This is a genomic window from Pantoea sp. App145 (assembly GCF_047947045.1).
GTDB lineage: Bacteria > Pseudomonadota > Gammaproteobacteria > Enterobacterales > Enterobacteriaceae > Pantoea.
Window position 1 is genome coordinate 75,462 of sequence record NZ_CP133294.1, and the last position, 15,834, is coordinate 91,295.

The following is a 15,834-nucleotide window of genomic DNA, read 5'->3' on the forward strand; positions in this document are numbered from 1 at the left end:
TCATCGTTTTCGTCTTAATAAAAATTTATTAAATTAAGTAACACGACAAGACAATATCATGTACATTTAGGTAACAAAAGAACTTAAAGACCTCAAAAAAACCTCAAAATGAAGTTTACCATCAAACAAATTGCTGCTCAGGCGGGTGTGAGCAAAGCGACCGTCGATCGTGCACTTCACCAGCGTGGCGCAGTCCATGCGCAAACAGACCGCCGTATAAAACAGGCAATCAGAGATCTGGAAGTGCAGGAACGCACCAGTCTGGCGGCAGGCAGAACCATCCCTTTTGATGTCATTCTGCATACACCTGAACGCTTCAGCCGTCTGGTATGTGATGCACTGATTGATGAAATGAGTCGCTTCGCGCCGTTTCAATTAAAGTTACGCTTTCATTGTTTTGAAACCATCAGTACCAATGAAATGAAAAAACTGATGCTGCGCTGTGCGAATGACAGTTATGGCATCATATTAAAAGCAGAAAATAATAAGGTCATTTCCCGTACTATTGAGGAATTACAAAAACATCGTGTGCCTGTTGTTACCATGGTAACCGATGTACCGGAAAGTAAACGTCTCTGCTACGTAGGTATGGATAATATTTCCGCAGGTAAGACTGCGGCTTATTTAATGTCCCAGTGGGTAAAACAGGAAGCTTTTGATGTCGGTGTTGTATTAAGCAGCCAGAATTTCCTGGGAGAAGAAGAACGGGTTAATGGTTTTTGTCAGGGGCTGAAAGCGATGGCGCCGGAAATTAACCCGATACGCATCAGTGAAGGCTATGGCGTTGATGAGCCAACTTTTGCGGTGGTGTCTCAGGCGCTCGCTGAACATCCTCATCTGCGCGCTGTTTATTGCGTAGGAGGGGGTAACGCCGCCATATTACGCGCTTTTCAGAGCGCGAATCGTCCGATTGAAATCTACATTGGTCATGATGTGGATGAGGAAAACCGGGAATTGCTGTTGCAGGGTCAGCTTCATGCGGTCATCCAGCATGATCTCAGGCAGGATGCCCGACTGGTGTTCCAGACATTATTGATTTTTCATGGTTTCCTGCCAGCCAGCGAGCAAAATTTTGCCTTCTCAAAAGTCAATGTGGTCACGCCGTGGAATGTGTAGCCTGACCCGCGACAAAATCTCTTTGTGATGCATCTCGCAATTGGGCCGAAAAATCCTGATAAGTAGAAAAGTAATCGATTACATTTTGCGAACTGACTTTTGTAATCGATTACTTTATGAGGCTACCATGGTTTCATCAATCGCAGGTTCTGTTGCAGGCGCAACACAGCACAGGGCATTAGTTCCTCGCCTCGCGCTGATGATGTTTCTTCAGTTTTTCATCTGGGGTACCTGGTCCGTGACGCTCGGGCTGGTGATGACCCAGCATAATATGGCGGCGTTAATCGGTGATGCGTTCTCTGCACAACCCGTTGCCTCCATCCTGTCACCCTTCGTGCTCGGGATGTTGGTTGACCGCTTCTTTGCGTCGCAGAAAGTGATGGCGGTACTGAATCTGCTGGGAGCGGTCATCCTGTGGTTTGTGCCGCAGGCGCTGGAAAACCAGAGCGGGGGACAACTGATCTCATTGTTGTTCGTGTATACGCTGTGTTTTATGCCGACCCTGGCGGTGGCTAATAACATCGCCTTCCATAACCTGGCGAACAGTGAGAAAAGTTTTCCCGTGGTGCGCGTATTCGGCACCATTGGCTGGATTGTGGCGGGTATCTGCATCGGGGTAACGGGCATTGCGGCCAGCGCGTCCATTTTTAATCTGGCGGCGATTTGTTCACTGTTACTGGCGCTGTATAGCCTGACGTTGCCGCATACACCGGCTCCGGCGAAAGGCCAGCCGCTGGCCTTGCGCGACCTGTTGTGTGCCGACGCTTTTGCCTTGCTCAAAAAAAGCCACTTCCTGATCTTTGCCATCTGCGCCACGCTGATATCGGTTCCTCTCGGGACCTACTATGCCTACACCGCGTCCTTCCTGGCGGATCTTGGCATCAGCAATGTCAGTACGGCGATGTCGTTCGGTCAGATGTCAGAAATCTTCTTCATGCTGGTTATCCCGCTGCTGTTCCGACGCCTCGGTGTCAAAGTCATGCTGCTGGTGGGGATGCTCGCCTGGTTTGTGCGCTATGCCTTGTTTGCCTTAGGCGTCAATGAAGAACTGCGCTGGGTGCTGTACCTCGGCATCCTGCTGCATGGCGTGTGTTATGACTTCTTCTTCGTGATTGGCTTTATCTACACCGACCGTGTGGCTGGCGACAAAGTGAAAGGCCAGGCGCAGAGCCTGATCGTGATGTTCACCTATGGCGTCGGCATGTTACTGGGCTCGCAGATCTCCGGTGCGTTGTATAACCGCCTGATCAATCAGGGCAGTGGTGACGTGGTGGCGAACTGGCCAACATTCTGGTGGATCCCGGCGATTGCCGCCGCGGTGATTGCCATCATTTTCCTGCTTTCCTTCCACTATAAAGATGCTGAAGTGGCTAAATAACCTGAGAGGTAATGATGAAAACATTAAAAGGGCCTGGCGTATTCCTTTCCCAGTTTATAAGAGACCAGCCACCTTTTAACTCCCTGCAGGGTCTGGCGGAATGGGCCGCCAGCCTGGGTTTCAGGGCCGTGCAGATTCCCTGTAACCACCCGGCAATCTTTGATTTAGCCACAGCCGCAGAAAGCCAGGTTTATTGTGATGAGGTGAAGGGTATCCTGGCGCAGCATGGCTTGGTGATTAGCGAGCTGTCAACGCATCTTGAAGGGCAGTTAGTTGCGGTGCATCCGGCGTATCAGCAGGCATTCAGTGATTTTGGTCCGGCGGAACTGCGTCAAAACGATAGCGCACGCCAGCAATGGGCGATAGCTCAGGTTAAACGCGCCGCCGTCGCGTCAGCGAAGCTGGGATTACATGCGCATGCTACCTTCTCGGGTTCGCTGGCATGGCCCTATTTTTATCCGTGGCCTCCCAGGAAAGCTGCGTTGATTGACGAGGCTTTTACGGAACTGGCGCGTCGCTGGCAGCCGATCCTCAATGTGTTTGACGAACAGGGCGTTGACCTGTGCTACGAATTGCATCCCTCCGAAGATTTACATGATGGCGTCAGCTTCGAACGTTTCCTCGATGCGGTGAACAATCATCCCCGCTGCCATATCCTTTATGATCCCAGCCATATGCTGCTGCAACATATGGATTATCTTGGCTTTATCGATATTTATCATCAACATATTCGTGCCTTCCACGTGAAGGATGCCGAGTTTACTCCCTCAGCCCGAAGTGGTGTCTATGGTGGTTATCAACCGTGGCTGGAAAGAGCCGGACGGTTCCGTTCACCGGGTGACGGGCAAATCAATTTTGCCGGGATTTTCAGCAAACTGGCGCAATACGATTATGCAGGCTGGGCGGTGCTGGAATGGGAGTGTTGCCTGAAAGATAGCGAAACCGGTGCCAGAGAAGGGGCTGAGTTTATTAAACGTAACATCATCCCGGTGGCGGACCGCGCCTTTGATGATTTTGCTGAGACTGCCTCGGATCGGGCAGAAATTAAAGCCATGCTGGGAATGGCGGGAGATGCCACACATGATTAAAGCCGCCATTATCGGGGCCGGTTTTATTGGGCCCGCGCACCTGGAAGCTATCCGCAGGCTTGGCGATGTGGACGTTGTGGCGATTTGTGATGCTTCTCTGGAAGAGGCACAGAAAAAAGCACAGCAACTGAACATCCCTTTTGCCTATGCCGATGTGGCTGAGTTGTTGCAACACCCGGGATTGCAGGTGGTTCATAACTGCACCCCGAACCATCTGCATGCCAGCATTAACCGCCAGGTAATGCTGGCCGGGAAACATATCTTTTCTGAAAAACCACTGTGTATGACCAGCGTTGAAGCGCGGGAGCTGCTCGCTCTGGCAAACGAGAAAGGCGTGATCAATGGCGTCAGCTTCGTTTACCGACAGTTCGCCATGGTGCAACAGGCGGCCAGTTTAGTCCGCTCTGGCAGCACCGGACGGGTGTTTGCCACCCATGGCAGCTATCTCCAGGACTGGATGGTGCAGCAGACAGATTTTAACTGGCGCACCGATGCTAAAATTGGCGGAATTTCCCGCGCGGTAGCCGACATCGGCTCACACTGGTGTGATACGGTGCAGTTTGTGACCGGGCAGCTGATTACGGAAGTGATGGCCGACTTCGCCATCGTCTGGCCCGTTCGTCATGCTCCACGGCAGCAGCAGGCGACTTTTGGCGCAAGCGGAACGGCGGAGTACGATGAAAAGCCGATTGATACCGAAGACTATGCCAATGTGCTGTTGCGTTTTGCCGATGGCAGCCGTGGCAGTCTGACGGTATCGCAGGTGAGTACCGGTCGTAAAAACCGCTTGTATTTTGAACTGAACGGCAGTGATCACTCGGTGGCCTGGGATCAGGAAGTGCCACAACAGTTGTGGCTGGGATACCGGGCCAAACCCAACGCGATGTTGAGTGACGACCCGTCGCTGATGAGCCGTGATGTGGCTGCCAGTGCCCACTTCCCGGGCGGGCATATTGAAGGCTGGCCGGATGCGTTCAGAAATATGCTCAGTCGATTTTATGGCGCGGTGCGCAATGGATCGTCCGGGGGAGACAGCTATGCCACTTTCCGCGAAGGGACACAGATCATGCTGGTGATTGAAGCCATGATTCAGAGCCATCGCGAACAACGTTGGGTGAAAGTCGCGCCGCTATAAATCAGGCATGATTGAGCCGGCCAGTTGTATGATATCCTGCGAATAATTGTGTTTTAACGAATATGTGGGCGTCATGTCGATTCAGAAAATTGCTCGCCTGGCCGGCGTTTCAGTGGCAACCGTATCACGGGTTTTGAATAATCAGGGCAGCGTGAAAGAGCGCAACCGGATCAAAGTCCTTGAGGCGATTGAGCAGAGCAATTACCAGCCAAATTTACTTGCCAGACAGCTGCGCACCGCCCGGAGCAGTATGCTGCTGGTCATGGTGTCCAATATCGCCAACCCATTTTGTGCGGATGTCGTAAAAGGCATCGAAGCCGAAGCCGAAAAAAATGGTTATCGCATCCTGCTGTGCAACTCCGGTTCCGATGTGGAACGTTCCCGCTCCAGTTTGCAGCTGCTCTCCGGCAAGATGGTTGATGGCGTTATCACCATGGATGCGCTTGCCAGCCTGACCGAGCTGACCACGCTAATCGGCGATGCGCCCTGGGTTCAGTGTGCTGAGTACGATGACGCCTCTGCGGTCTCCACCGTGGGTATCCATGATCGCGATGCTTCTGTCTATGTCGTGCAACAGTTTTTGCAGCGTAAATGCCAACGCGTTGCGATGATCAACCATGATTTAAGCTACAAATATGCCCGGCTGCGGGAAGAGGGCTATCGCCAGGCGCTGACGGATGCGGGTAGCGCCTGGCAGTCGGTGGTATATGCCGCCGATCTCAGTTATGAAGCGGGCAGAAACGCCATGCAGGCATTGCTGAGCCAGGGCGAACGCCCTGATGCGGTGTTCGCCGTTTCCGATACGCTGGCAGCCGGGGCATTGCGGGCCATCCAGGATGCCGGGTTGACGGTGCCTGACGATATCGCCGTTATTGGTTTCGATGGCACGGAATTAAGTGAGATGACTTACCCGAAATTAAGCACGGTCCTGCAACCGTCACGGGAAATTGGCCGCCAGGCAGTGCGTCTGCTGCTACGGCGTATTGATGAACCCGGTAGCGCGGCGGAGAAAATCATTCTTGACTGGGAATTCCTGCACCGCGCATCGAGTTGATTATTTCACGCCCGCAGGGCTGAGTTGTTGCTGAAGGAATTTATTTGATTCGGTAATGATAGCTTCCGCTTCGTTGCCAGGTTTATCGTGCTCGACGATATACCATTGCACGCCTGCGGCTTTCGCTGCTGGCATGATCTCGTTCCAGGCCAGCAACCCTTCGCCCGCTGGCGCGAAATTCATCTGATCGTCGCGAATACCGATGGGCGCGTTATCTTTTGCATGGATCGCAAACACCCGACCTTTATAGCGTTGCAGTATCACTGCCGGATCCTGGCCGCCGCGTGAAGCCCATGCTGCATCCAGTTCAAGCTTAAGATGCTCTGGGTTGCTGGAAGACATCAGAATATCCAGCGCGGTCTGACCGTCGTACTTCTTCATTTCAAAATTATGGTTATGGTAAGCGAGTGTCATGCCCTGGGCTTTTAACTTTTTGCCAATGGCATCTAAGCGTTGCCCCATCTGTTGCCAGCTCTGCTTACTGTCCGGTCGAACGTCAGGTTTGATCCACGGCATCACCAGCGTGGTATTACCGATGGCTTTGTTAAAGGCCACGATAGTGGCGGAATGATTTTCCAGATCGTCCAGTTGCACATGATCGGCAATGGGCTGCAAATGATATTTGCTGAGCAGACGTTTCATTTCATGGGCCGTCACACCCTGATCGCTCACCAGTTCAACAGCATGGAAGCCAGCACGTTGTGCCAGCGCAAACTGCTGTTCCAGCGTGCCATTGTTACGCACCGTATACATCTGCAGCGCGATCGGTAAATCCGTGGTGGCCGCGGTGCAGCTTGCGGCAATGATCAATGAAAGCGAGATAACGGCAGTTCCGGTCAATGTGTTTTTCATCAGTAATCCATCCCATAAATTTAAAGTAATCGATTACATTTTTGATTGAAATGAAAAGTAATCGATTACAAATCGTATCAGCGTTGCGTGCTTTTACAAAGTTGGGCAGGGTAAAGCTATTGATTTAACGCCGATTTTGTGGGTCTGGTCACAAATTTGCGCGTTTGATTTCAGGTATGCGAACCGCTTTGCCGTTCTATGCCGGACAGGATGCGATTGTCAGGTAACACTGCGACAGACCGATGCCATAATTAAATTAACTTATCTCAAATCTTTTGCGAGAAATATGTCCACCGTTGCTCATTATTAATGAGAAATTCTATTTTTTTCAGTAGAAAAATAAGTCAAGATTGCCAGCTTAGCGAAATTGAGGTGTTTTTATTACGAAAACTTTACACTTATGCGCACTCCAATCGGTGAACTTATAAAGAAATAAGTGGACCAACGTTTGGGTTCTGGGAATAATTATTTCTAATAAACAAAATGTTTTACTAATAACGTTATGGCATGGATTTTTTTATTTTTTAAATGAGGAAGCATATGGAGTATTTGGGATTACCTCTGGAGAATGGACTGAATGCAGCATTTATAATACTGGTTTGTATCATTCTCTTGTGGATACTCTTTTGGTGAACAAGGGCATTAGGGTGACTGAGACTTCCTGATTAGTTTTTGTTTAACAATCAGATATGCTGGCCAGTTAAGGCCAGCGTTGTTGGTTAACATCCGGGAATAAGGCGAGGGGAATGGCCGAAAATGTTTATGGCGTGATTAACTATCATCTTTACTGAGAATATCGATTAACTCATAAATTGATGAATCAACAGGTTGATGGCACCGCCGCCTAATACTAACCACACAAACAAGATTAAACCCAGCATAAACGGTCTTGCACCGGCATTAACCAGCTGACGTGCGCTAGTGCTTAATCCAAGTGCCGCCATCGCCATTGCCAGTAACACATTATCCAGCGTATTGATGCCTGCAACCATCGGCGCGGGCAAAAAATGAAACGAATTAAATAACGCCACCACAATAAAAATCAGGGCAAACCAGGGGAAAATAATTGGCTGTTTTGCCGTGCGGGATTCCCCGTTATCCCGGCTGATAAACACACTCAGCAGCAGCAGGAAAGGGGCCAGCATCATGACACGCAGCATCTTGGCGATTACCGCGGCGTTCTCGGTTTCCGGGCTGACTGCGTGCCCTGCGGCAACCACCTGCGCCACTTCATGCATGGTGGAACCGGTATAAACGCCAAACTGGGTCAGCGAAATGCCTGGGATATATTGCGCAAATTCATGCCAGATAAGCGGATAAAGAAAAATGCCCAGCGTACCGAAAATCACAACGGTAGCGACCGCCACGGCAACTTTGGCAGGTCCAGCCTTTACCACCGGGGCGGCTGCCAACACCGCTGCGGCACCACAAATGCTGCTCCCTGCACCAATCAACCAGGCAGTTTTGCGATCAATACCCAGCAACCGCGAACCGATCACACTGGCAAGGATGAAAGTACTGCTTAACATCAACACATCGATGATGACGCCACTCAATCCCACGTCCATCACCTGCTGAAATGTCAGGCGGAAGCCATAGAGGATAATCCCCAGTCGCAGCAATTTCTGTTTGGCAAATTGCACACCCTCATCACATTGCGGATGCAATGCGGGGTAAAAGGTATTCCCCACCACGATACCGGCGATGATTGCCAGCGTCAGCGCCCCCAGCCCCAGGCCCGACATCACCGGCTGGTTACCCAGCCATGCAGTGGTGAAGGCAATCACCGCCGTGAGTGCCAGCCCGGGAATGAAGCGTTTAAGATCCTGTTGATAACGAGCTACTGATAATTCGGCCATGTTGTCCTCCTCTCCTCTACAGGACTAAGGATGAGACCTTTGCAGCCGAATGAAAAATTGATTATATCGTTATAACCAATCTGAATATCAGGTAATCAACGTACGTAGCGGGTTTGTTAATTTGTTAAAATAACAAGATGGTAAATTTGATCGCAAATTCTGTTCCCCGATCACTTTTTTACAGCACCAGGATGGTGCTAACTCCTGTATATGTCATAGTAATCCTACAGGCATTCGCTGTGCCGGATTGTGGAGGAAGGTAAATGAATCAGGACATCTCATCATCCGCTGAAGTGAAAGCGGCGATTTTTCAGCCGCTATATCTGCAAATCAGCCAGCTGCTGCTGGAAAGAATCGCCTCCGGCGAATGGCCCGCAGGTACCTATATTCCCAGCGAAGCGAGTCTGGCGGAAACCTACAATGTCAGCATTGGTACACTCCGCAAAGCGCTCAATGAACTGGTCAGTAACAATGTGGTGATTCGTTATCAGGGCAAAGGCACCGTGGTGGCGGCCCATGATTCAGACAGCGCGTTGTTCCGCTTCTTCAATGTTCTCAGGGCAAATGGCGAGCGTTCGCTGCCGTTGTCACGTGTACTGGCGCGCCATTTACGTACCGCTTCTGAGGAAGAAGCTACCGCGCTGGCTATTACGCCCGGCAGTAAAGTCATTCATATCTGGCGTGTGCGCGATCTGGATGGCGCTCCTGCCATCCTCGAGCATGTTTATATTGATGCCGCACGCTTTCCCCATCTGGATCGGGAACCGGAAATCCTGCCCAACACGCTGTACCAACTATATCAGCAGAAATTTGCCTGCACGGTGGCTAACGCCCATGAACAGATAAAAGCGGTGAATGCGGGACCGGATGAGGTCCTGCATCTTGAGGCGACAGAAGGGGAAGCATTGTTGCGTATCTACCGCGTTGCGCTGGATTTTCAGGATAGGCCGGTTGAGTACCGTGTCTCCACTGTACTCACCCGCCACCATGCCTATTTCAACCAGCTCTGATGCGCAGCTGCTCCAGCAGCGACACAGGCAAACTCAGCGTGTCGCTATTTTGCCGCGCAGTGGCCTGGCGTCGCTCCCCGGGCAATCTCACGTTGGGCTGCGTCAGCATCGCACTGAACAACATTTCCGTATGCTGAACATAGCCAGCGGAAAAGAAAGCCGGATTCAGCAGCAACAGCAGCTGTGCGATATGCGGGGAGCCACCCTCCGTATTAAAGAACGAACTGGCCTGAAAACCGTAATGGCTGCCCGTCAGTCCGGCGGTGAGCAATTCAACCATCAACGCCAGCGCCGCACCTTTGGCACCGCCTGCGGGGGCCATACTGCCCGCCAGTGCCGCATCAGCGTCAGTTGTTGGATTGCCGTCACGGTCGATCGCCCAGCCTGCGGGGATGGCTTCCTTTTTCTGACTCGCCAGCATGATCTTACCGCGTGCCACTTCGGACAGGGAAAGGTCAATCACCAGCGGTTCGCCGCTGGCGCGTGGTGAGGCGAAAGCGATGGGGTTGGTGCCATACAGTGGCACATTGCCGCCCCAGGGGGCCATTGCTGCCGGACCGTTACTTAACGCCATGCACACCAATCCCTGGCGGGCCGCCTGTTCGGCGTAATAACCGGCCATACCAAAATGGTGAGAATAACCGATAGCCACCGCGACCACACCAAACTCCTGCGCCAGCACCATTCCCCGGTCCAGACCGAGCTGCACGGCGGGAAACGCCAGGCCGGAATCCGCATTGACATTGACCACTGCGCCGCGTTGCGTGATCACCGGGACGGCGCGGGGGTTCAGTTTGCCGCTCTCCAGCTGGTCGAGGTAATAGGGCAGCCGGGCGAAACCGTGTGACGCGATTCCGGCACGTTCCGCCGCCATCAGTGCGGCGCAGGTGGCATCAGCCGACTGGTGGTCAACGCCTGACTGACATAACGCGCGTCGGGCAAGCGCTTCCAGCTCTGTCAGCGCCAGGGTTTCATGGCTCATCGCATCGTACTCCTGCCTATCTGTGTGGTTGACAATGGTTCCTCTGCCGGGGAATCCACTGGCATGATCATTTTTTCCGGCCCCAGACGCAGCTGCTCCTGCGCCTGAGCCAAATCCAGTTTTTGTTCCCAGCGGGCGATCACCAACGTAGCGACCACGTTGCCGATCATGTTGGTCACGGCGCGCATTTCATTCAAAATCCGGTCAATACCCAGCACCAGAGTAATCCCCGCCAGCGGGATGATGTTATGGGTTGCCAGGGTGGCGGTGAGTGCAATCAATGCCGCGCCAGCCACCCCTGCGCCACCTTTCGACGTCAGCAGCAGGATCAATAGCAAGCCAATTTGCTGCCATAGCGTCAAATCGGTATTGGTGGCTTGCGCAATAAACAGCGAAGTCATAGTGAGATAAATCGCCGCGCCGTCAAGATTAAATGAATATCCGGTCGGTAGCACCAGCCCGACAATGGCGCGATCGCAACCCAGTTTCTCCATCTTGATCATCAGACGCGGCAGGACAGACTCGGTGGTGGAGGTGCCCAGCACAATCAGTAACTCTTCGCGGAAATAGAGAATTAACCGCCATAGACTCACGCCCACCAGTTTACAGATCAGCCCGAGTACGCCGCCAATAAACAGGAAACTGGTGATGTAGAGGCAGATTATCAGCATGCCGAGATGTTGCAGCGAAGTCAGGCCATATTTGCCGACGGTAAAGGCGATGGCACCAAAAGCGCCGATCGGTGCGAGCCGCATAATCAGTTCGACAATGCGCATCAGGACTTCACCGCACTGTTCAATGGTTTTGGTGATAAAGGCGCTGCGTTGTGAAACCAGCGACAACGCGATACCGAACAGCACCGAGAACAACAACACCTGCAACAGATTGCCCTGCGCAAAGGCGCCGATCACCGAATCCGGAATGATCTGTTCGAGAAAGCCTTTGCTGTGTTCGCTGACGTTAACGTAGTGATTTACCGCACTGCCATCCAGCTTGCTGGCATCGACATTCATACCGGCACCGGGTTTCATGACGTCCGCCACCACCATGCCAATTACCAGTGCCAGCGTGGTTACCACCTCAAAGTAGATCAGCGTTTTGCCGCCAACCTTACCGACCTGCTTCAGGCTTTCCATGCGCGCAATGCCAATCGCCACGGTACAGAAAATAACTAATGTCACGATCATCTTGATCAGACGGATAAAGGTGTCACCGAGGGGCTTCATCTGAACGGCAAAATCAGGAAAGGCGTACCCCACAGCAACCCCGGCGACCAGGCCTATCAGGACCTGGACATAAAGGTGCTTGAGCAATCGCATCTGGTTGTCCTCGCGAAGCCTGGCGGCTGCAAACCGGCGTCCGGCAGGCCGCCGCAGGCGAGTGGAAATCACGCCCGCCAGAGAAGGCGGGCAGGGGGTTAAGCACTTTCGAAAATACGGGTAAGCACAAACTCCCGATGTCCCAGCGCTTCAGCCGCCGTCAGGCGACCATTCGCCGTGCGCAGCAGACACTCCAGCAACGCATCGCCAGCACCGTCGAGGTTCATTTCGCGTCGCAACACGGCTGAGACATCAACATCAATATGTTCAGACATGGTGCGCACCGTACGCGGGTTGGCGCAGACTTTGATCACCGGCAGGATCGGATTGCCGATAACGTTGCCCTGGCCGGTCGGGAAGAAATGCGCCACGTAGCCACCGGCAGCACAGAGCGTCACCATCTCCGCGGCAGCCGAGGAGGAATCCATAAACCACAATCCCGGCCCGGTGGGGGTTTCCGCTTTATCCAGCACCCCATCCACGCGGCACTTTTTCCCGATCTTCTGAATATTGCCCAGCGCTTTTTCTTCGATGGTGGTCAGGCCGCCTTCGATATTGCCTTTGGTTGGCTGTGACTCAGACAGGTCACTGGTTTTCCAGCGATCGATCATCGCGCTGTAGCGATCAAACATGAACTGAAACTTCTGACGCACATCGGCATTGGCGCAGCGTGCCGCCACCAGATGTTCACCGCCGGTCAGCTCGGAGGTTTCACCAAACAGCAGGGTGTTGCCGTTTTCATACAGACGATCAAACAAATTGCCAACGGAAGGATTCGCGCCGCAGCCGGAGGTGGTATCCGATTCACCGCATTTAGTCGAGACCCATAACTCGCTGATGTCGCAGGTTTCGCGTTGCAGCTCCGAGGCATATTGCGAGAATTCACGCGCTTTGCGGGAAGCTGCGCAGATGGTGTTGTGATCGCCGTTTTGCTCGATCCAGAAACCGGCGACGGGTTTGCCCGTGGCCTGGATGCCGTCCACCACTCGCTTTGTCCAACCCGGCTCGATCCCAATCACGATAACGGCGGCAACGTTGGGATTGCAGCCGGTGCCGATCAGGGTGCGAAAGTGCAACTCCAGGTCTTCACCAAACTGCAAACGTCCATAGGGATGCGGCAGGGCGATGGTACCTTTAATGTTATTCGCCACCGCTTCTGCTGCCGCGTTGGAGATATCATCCACCGGCAGCACAATGACATGGTTGCGAATGCCAACACGACCATTGGCGCGACGATAACCTGCAAACTGGCGTCCTGTGATTTCCATAATTACCACCTTTTGGTTTTGACGTTATGTACGTGGAGATGCTCGCCCTGCTTAATCGCCGCAACGACCCGGCCAATGTCTTCGCCATATTTAATGACGGTGTCATTCACCGCCAGATCGCGAATTGCCAACTTATGGCCGATGGGAATGGCATCCTTAACCGCAAACTCAATAGTTTTGTTTTGATCCATGATCCATCCGGTCAGGGTCTGGCCCGCCTCGATACCTTCCACCACTACCACCCCGACAGAATCACCATCATCGTGTACGACAAAATCGATACTCATAACTGCCTCCGTTAGTGGACAACAAATGAACTCATGTATATGACATATATTAAATGACCTGACGGGGCAAAAATTATCTTCTCCCGACATCTGTTTTTGGGAGGCGCTTCACGAATAGCGGCTGAACATCGCGGGAAGAGAAAGGAGAGAAGGAGGTAATCGATTAAATCGATGATTGATAATACTTTATTTTCTATGCATCGAACGATGTGACTAAAATGTGATCACGCCTGAACTTCCGGCGACTGAAGCCGATCGTGATCACTTTTTGTTCACATGCCTTTTGCAGTTACCGGCATAGCTCACTATAGATAGTTCTAGTCATATATATGACACAGGAGTCCGCACCTTCGCCTATTGTCGGAAACCTATCAATCTCTGGAGACGCGTATGTCAGTTACCTGGTTAAAAAAAGCAAGTAAAACGCCGGAATCTAATACTTTTGAAGCCCGCCGCGTGGTGGAGGAGATGCTTGCCACCATTAAAGAACAGGGTGAAGAGGCGGTTCGCCACTACGCCAGCAAACTCGATAACTGGTCTGGTGACATCATTCTGACGCGGGAGAATATTGCTACGCAGATCCGTGCCGTCCCTGCTGACGTGCGTCGCGACATCGATTACGCCATCGATCAGGTTTACACCTTTGCCTGCGCGCAACGCGCTTCGGTGCAAGACTTTGACGTTCGCCTGCCCTCCGGGCTGGTGGCGGGACAGAAAGTGTTGCCGGTGACAACGGTCGGTTGTTATGCCCCGGCAGGACGCTATGCGCATATCGCTTCTGCTTATATGGGTGTGGCAACGGCGAAAGCCGCTGGGGTGAAAAATATCATCGCCTGTTCAGGCCCTTACCTGGGGCAATCGATCCATCCCTGCGTTCTCTACGCTTTTCAGCGGGCTGGAGCTGACACCATTATGACGCTGGGCGGAGTGCAGGCGATTGCTTCGATGGCGTGGGGATTATTTACCGGCAAAGCGGCGGATGTGGTGGTAGGGCCGGGGAATAAGTTTGTAGCTGAAGCCAAACGCACGCTGTTCGGTCAGGTCGGTATTGATGTGTTTGCTGGTCCCTCCGAGGTGGCGGTGATTGCTGATGACAGCGCGGATGCAGATATCGTTGCCAGCGATCTGGTGGGACAAGCCGAGCATGGTCATGAGTCCCCTGCATGGCTGTTCACCACTTCACGCCCGCTGGCGGAAGCGGTGATGCAGAAGGTGCCACAGCTGATTGATCAACTGCCACCGGTGGCCCGTGATGCGGCCAGCTGCGCCTGGCGCGACTACGGCGAAGTGATTTTATGTGACAGCCGCGCAGAGATGGTCGACATTTCCGATCGCTACGCCTCGGAACACCTTGAAGTGCATACCCGCGACCTGGACTGGTGGCGCGATTCCCTTAGCTGCTATGGCTCGCTGTTTCTCGGTGAAGAAACCACCGTCGCCTTTGGCGATAAATGCAGCGGACCCAACCATGTTTTGCCGACCAAAGGTGCCGCGCGCTATTCCGGTGGGTTGTCGGTACACAAATTCCTCAAGACGCTGACCTGGCAACAGATGGCGCGCGAAGCGGTGCCGCAGATCGCCGAGACCACAGCGCGTATCTCCCGGCTGGAAGGGATGGAAGCGCATGCGCGCACGGCGGAAGTGCGGCTGGAGAAATACTTCCCCAGCGATACCTTCCAGCTCGGCATGCCGGTGACGCGCTAAGGAGATCCTATGCATCCTGCAACGTTATTCGATTTACAGGGCAAAACCGCGCTGGTGACGGGCGGGGGGAGTGGCATCGGTGCCGCGATGGCCGAGGCGCTGGTGGCCGTTGGTGCACGGGTGATTCTGGCGGCGCGGCGTGAGGCACAGCTGGCTGACGTCGCCCAGCGGCTGGGTGGTTCAGCACGTTATCTGTGCGCCGATATCACCCGGCAGGCCGAACTGAGCGAGCTGGCTGCGGATTGCGGCGCGGTGGACATCCTGGTGAACGCCGCCGGGGTGAATCTGCGTCAGCCGTTTGAAGAGGTGAGCGAGTCCGCCTGGGATCAGCAACTGGCGCTGCATCTCAAAGCGCCTTTCTTTCTGACGCAGGCACTGGCACCCGGCATGGCACAGCGTGGCTGGGGGCGCATTATCAATATCGCTTCGCTGCAATCCTCACGAGCATTTGACAACAGCGCGCCGTATGGCGCAGGCAAGGGCGGCATCGTCCAGCTAACCCGCGCCATTGCTCAGCGCTGGGGACGTCAAGGTATCACCTGCAATGCCATCGGTCCCGGTTTCTTTCCCACGGCCTTAACCGGTCCGGTGTTTGCCGACGATGCCCTGCGTGAACGGCACGCCGCCCATACCTGCCTGGGGCGTAATGGTGAAATGACGGATTTGCATGGCGTAACGCTGTTTCTCGCCAGCAACGCCAGCGCCTATATCACCGGGCAAACCCTGATGGTCGATGGCGGCTATAGCGCCATTTGATCCTTCCCTTCAGCGCAGAGGAACAC

14 protein-coding genes are annotated in these 15,834 nt (G+C 53.4%); 8 read left to right on the forward strand and 6 right to left on the reverse strand.

Going from position 1 to position 15,834, the window contains the following annotated elements; genetic code table 11:
- Positions 1-108: 108 nt before the first annotated feature.
- The 5 genes from RCF31_RS26980 (at position 109) to RCF31_RS27000 (ending at position 5,771) form a co-directional block, all read left to right on the forward strand.
- On the forward strand, positions 109-1,116 hold the full coding sequence (locus RCF31_RS26980) for a LacI family DNA-binding transcriptional regulator (protein WP_299454465.1): 1,008 nt from the start codon (positions 109-111) through the stop codon (positions 1,114-1,116).
- A gap of 127 nt (positions 1,117-1,243) precedes the next feature.
- Positions 1,244-2,494, forward strand: coding sequence for an MFS transporter (locus RCF31_RS26985; RefSeq protein WP_416414757.1), 1,251 nt, complete (start codon positions 1,244-1,246; stop codon positions 2,492-2,494).
- A gap of 14 nt (positions 2,495-2,508) precedes the next feature.
- The gene (locus tag RCF31_RS26990) at positions 2,509-3,582 is read left to right on the forward strand and encodes a sugar phosphate isomerase/epimerase family protein (RefSeq protein ID WP_416414840.1); all 1,074 of its coding nucleotides are present in this window, start codon (positions 2,509-2,511) and stop codon (positions 3,580-3,582) included.
- Positions 3,575-4,717: a Gfo/Idh/MocA family protein gene (locus RCF31_RS26995; RefSeq protein WP_416414758.1), complete on the forward strand. Its 1,143-nt coding sequence runs from the start codon at positions 3,575-3,577 to the stop codon at positions 4,715-4,717. The genes RCF31_RS26990 and RCF31_RS26995 overlap by 8 nt, the downstream gene beginning before the upstream one ends.
- Before the next feature lie 73 nt (positions 4,718-4,790).
- Positions 4,791-5,771, forward strand: a complete 981-nt coding sequence (locus RCF31_RS27000; RefSeq protein ID WP_299454456.1) for a LacI family DNA-binding transcriptional regulator — start codon at positions 4,791-4,793, stop codon at positions 5,769-5,771.
- On the opposite strand, the gene RCF31_RS27005 is transcribed toward RCF31_RS27000, so the two are convergent.
- Together RCF31_RS27005 and RCF31_RS27010 are read right to left on the reverse strand one after the other, a co-directional pair.
- Positions 5,772-6,623 (reverse strand): sugar phosphate isomerase/epimerase family protein, encoded by an 852-nt coding sequence (locus RCF31_RS27005; protein ID WP_299454453.1) that lies wholly within the window; start codon positions 6,621-6,623, stop codon positions 5,772-5,774.
- Between the two features lie 800 nt (positions 6,624-7,423).
- Positions 7,424-8,482 carry a YeiH family putative sulfate export transporter gene (locus RCF31_RS27010; protein ID WP_416414759.1) on the reverse strand — a complete coding sequence of 353 codons (1,059 nt, stop codon included), beginning with the start codon at positions 8,480-8,482 and terminating at the stop codon, positions 7,424-7,426.
- A gap of 263 nt (positions 8,483-8,745) precedes the next feature.
- On the opposite strand from RCF31_RS27010, the gene RCF31_RS27015 reads away from it, so the two are divergent.
- Positions 8,746-9,492 carry a GntR family transcriptional regulator gene (locus tag RCF31_RS27015; protein WP_299454448.1) on the forward strand — a complete coding sequence of 249 codons (747 nt, stop codon included), beginning with the start codon at positions 8,746-8,748 and terminating at the stop codon, positions 9,490-9,492.
- On the opposite strand, the gene RCF31_RS27020 is transcribed toward RCF31_RS27015, so the two are convergent.
- From RCF31_RS27020 to RCF31_RS27035, 4 genes are all read right to left on the reverse strand, one after another.
- Positions 9,479-10,474: an Ldh family oxidoreductase gene (locus tag RCF31_RS27020; protein WP_416414761.1), complete on the reverse strand. Its 996-nt coding sequence runs from the start codon at positions 10,472-10,474 to the stop codon at positions 9,479-9,481. The two genes, RCF31_RS27015 and RCF31_RS27020, sit on opposite strands and share 14 nt — an antisense overlap.
- Positions 10,471-11,793 carry a C4-dicarboxylate transporter DctA gene (gene dctA, locus RCF31_RS27025; protein ID WP_416414763.1) on the reverse strand — a complete coding sequence of 441 codons (1,323 nt, stop codon included), beginning with the start codon at positions 11,791-11,793 and terminating at the stop codon, positions 10,471-10,473. Before dctA ends, RCF31_RS27020 begins: the two co-directional genes overlap by 4 nt.
- A gap of 98 nt (positions 11,794-11,891) precedes the next feature.
- Positions 11,892-13,061, reverse strand: a complete 1,170-nt coding sequence (locus tag RCF31_RS27030; RefSeq protein ID WP_084879402.1) for a UxaA family hydrolase — start codon at positions 13,059-13,061, stop codon at positions 11,892-11,894.
- A gap of 2 nt (positions 13,062-13,063) precedes the next feature.
- Positions 13,064-13,348, reverse strand: coding sequence for a UxaA family hydrolase (locus RCF31_RS27035; protein ID WP_084879401.1), 285 nt, complete (start codon positions 13,346-13,348; stop codon positions 13,064-13,066).
- 390 nt (positions 13,349-13,738) lie between these two features.
- On the opposite strand from RCF31_RS27035, the gene hisD reads away from it, so the two are divergent.
- Complete coding sequence (hisD, locus tag RCF31_RS27040) at positions 13,739-15,052, forward strand: histidinol dehydrogenase (protein ID WP_416414764.1); 1,314 nt, start codon at positions 13,739-13,741, stop codon at positions 15,050-15,052.
- Positions 15,053-15,061: 9 nt separating this feature from the next.
- A complete protein-coding gene (locus tag RCF31_RS27045; protein ID WP_416414765.1) occupies positions 15,062-15,808 on the forward strand; it encodes an SDR family NAD(P)-dependent oxidoreductase in 747 nt (248 codons plus the stop codon).
- Positions 15,809-15,834 lie beyond the last annotated feature (26 nt).

What these genes read in the sequence shown, in the direction of transcription:
- RCF31_RS26980 (WP_299454465.1), top strand. Translation starts at nt 109, where the DNA reads ATGAAGTTTACCATCAAACAAATTGCTGCTCAGGCGGGTGTGAGCAAA.
- RCF31_RS26985 (WP_416414757.1), top strand. Translation starts at nt 1,244, where the DNA reads ATGGTTTCATCAATCGCAGGTTCTGTTGCAGGCGCAACACAGCACAGG.
- RCF31_RS26990 (WP_416414840.1), top strand. Translation starts at nt 2,509, where the DNA reads ATGAAAACATTAAAAGGGCCTGGCGTATTCCTTTCCCAGTTTATAAGA.
- RCF31_RS26995 (WP_416414758.1), top strand. Translation starts at nt 3,575, where the DNA reads ATGATTAAAGCCGCCATTATCGGGGCCGGTTTTATTGGGCCCGCGCAC.
- RCF31_RS27000 (WP_299454456.1), top strand. Translation starts at nt 4,791, where the DNA reads ATGTCGATTCAGAAAATTGCTCGCCTGGCCGGCGTTTCAGTGGCAACC.
- RCF31_RS27005 (WP_299454453.1), bottom strand. Translation starts at nt 6,623, where the DNA reads ATGAAAAACACATTGACCGGAACTGCCGTTATCTCGCTTTCATTGATC.
- RCF31_RS27010 (WP_416414759.1), bottom strand. Translation starts at nt 8,482, where the DNA reads ATGGCCGAATTATCAGTAGCTCGTTATCAACAGGATCTTAAACGCTTC.
- RCF31_RS27015 (WP_299454448.1), top strand. Translation starts at nt 8,746, where the DNA reads ATGAATCAGGACATCTCATCATCCGCTGAAGTGAAAGCGGCGATTTTT.
- RCF31_RS27020 (WP_416414761.1), bottom strand. Translation starts at nt 10,474, where the DNA reads ATGAGCCATGAAACCCTGGCGCTGACAGAGCTGGAAGCGCTTGCCCGA.
- dctA (WP_416414763.1), bottom strand. Translation starts at nt 11,793, where the DNA reads ATGCGATTGCTCAAGCACCTTTATGTCCAGGTCCTGATAGGCCTGGTC.
- RCF31_RS27030 (WP_084879402.1), bottom strand. Translation starts at nt 13,061, where the DNA reads ATGGAAATCACAGGACGCCAGTTTGCAGGTTATCGTCGCGCCAATGGT.
- RCF31_RS27035 (WP_084879401.1), bottom strand. Translation starts at nt 13,348, where the DNA reads ATGAGTATCGATTTTGTCGTACACGATGATGGTGATTCTGTCGGGGTG.
- hisD (WP_416414764.1), top strand. Translation starts at nt 13,739, where the DNA reads ATGTCAGTTACCTGGTTAAAAAAAGCAAGTAAAACGCCGGAATCTAAT.
- RCF31_RS27045 (WP_416414765.1), top strand. Translation starts at nt 15,062, where the DNA reads ATGCATCCTGCAACGTTATTCGATTTACAGGGCAAAACCGCGCTGGTG.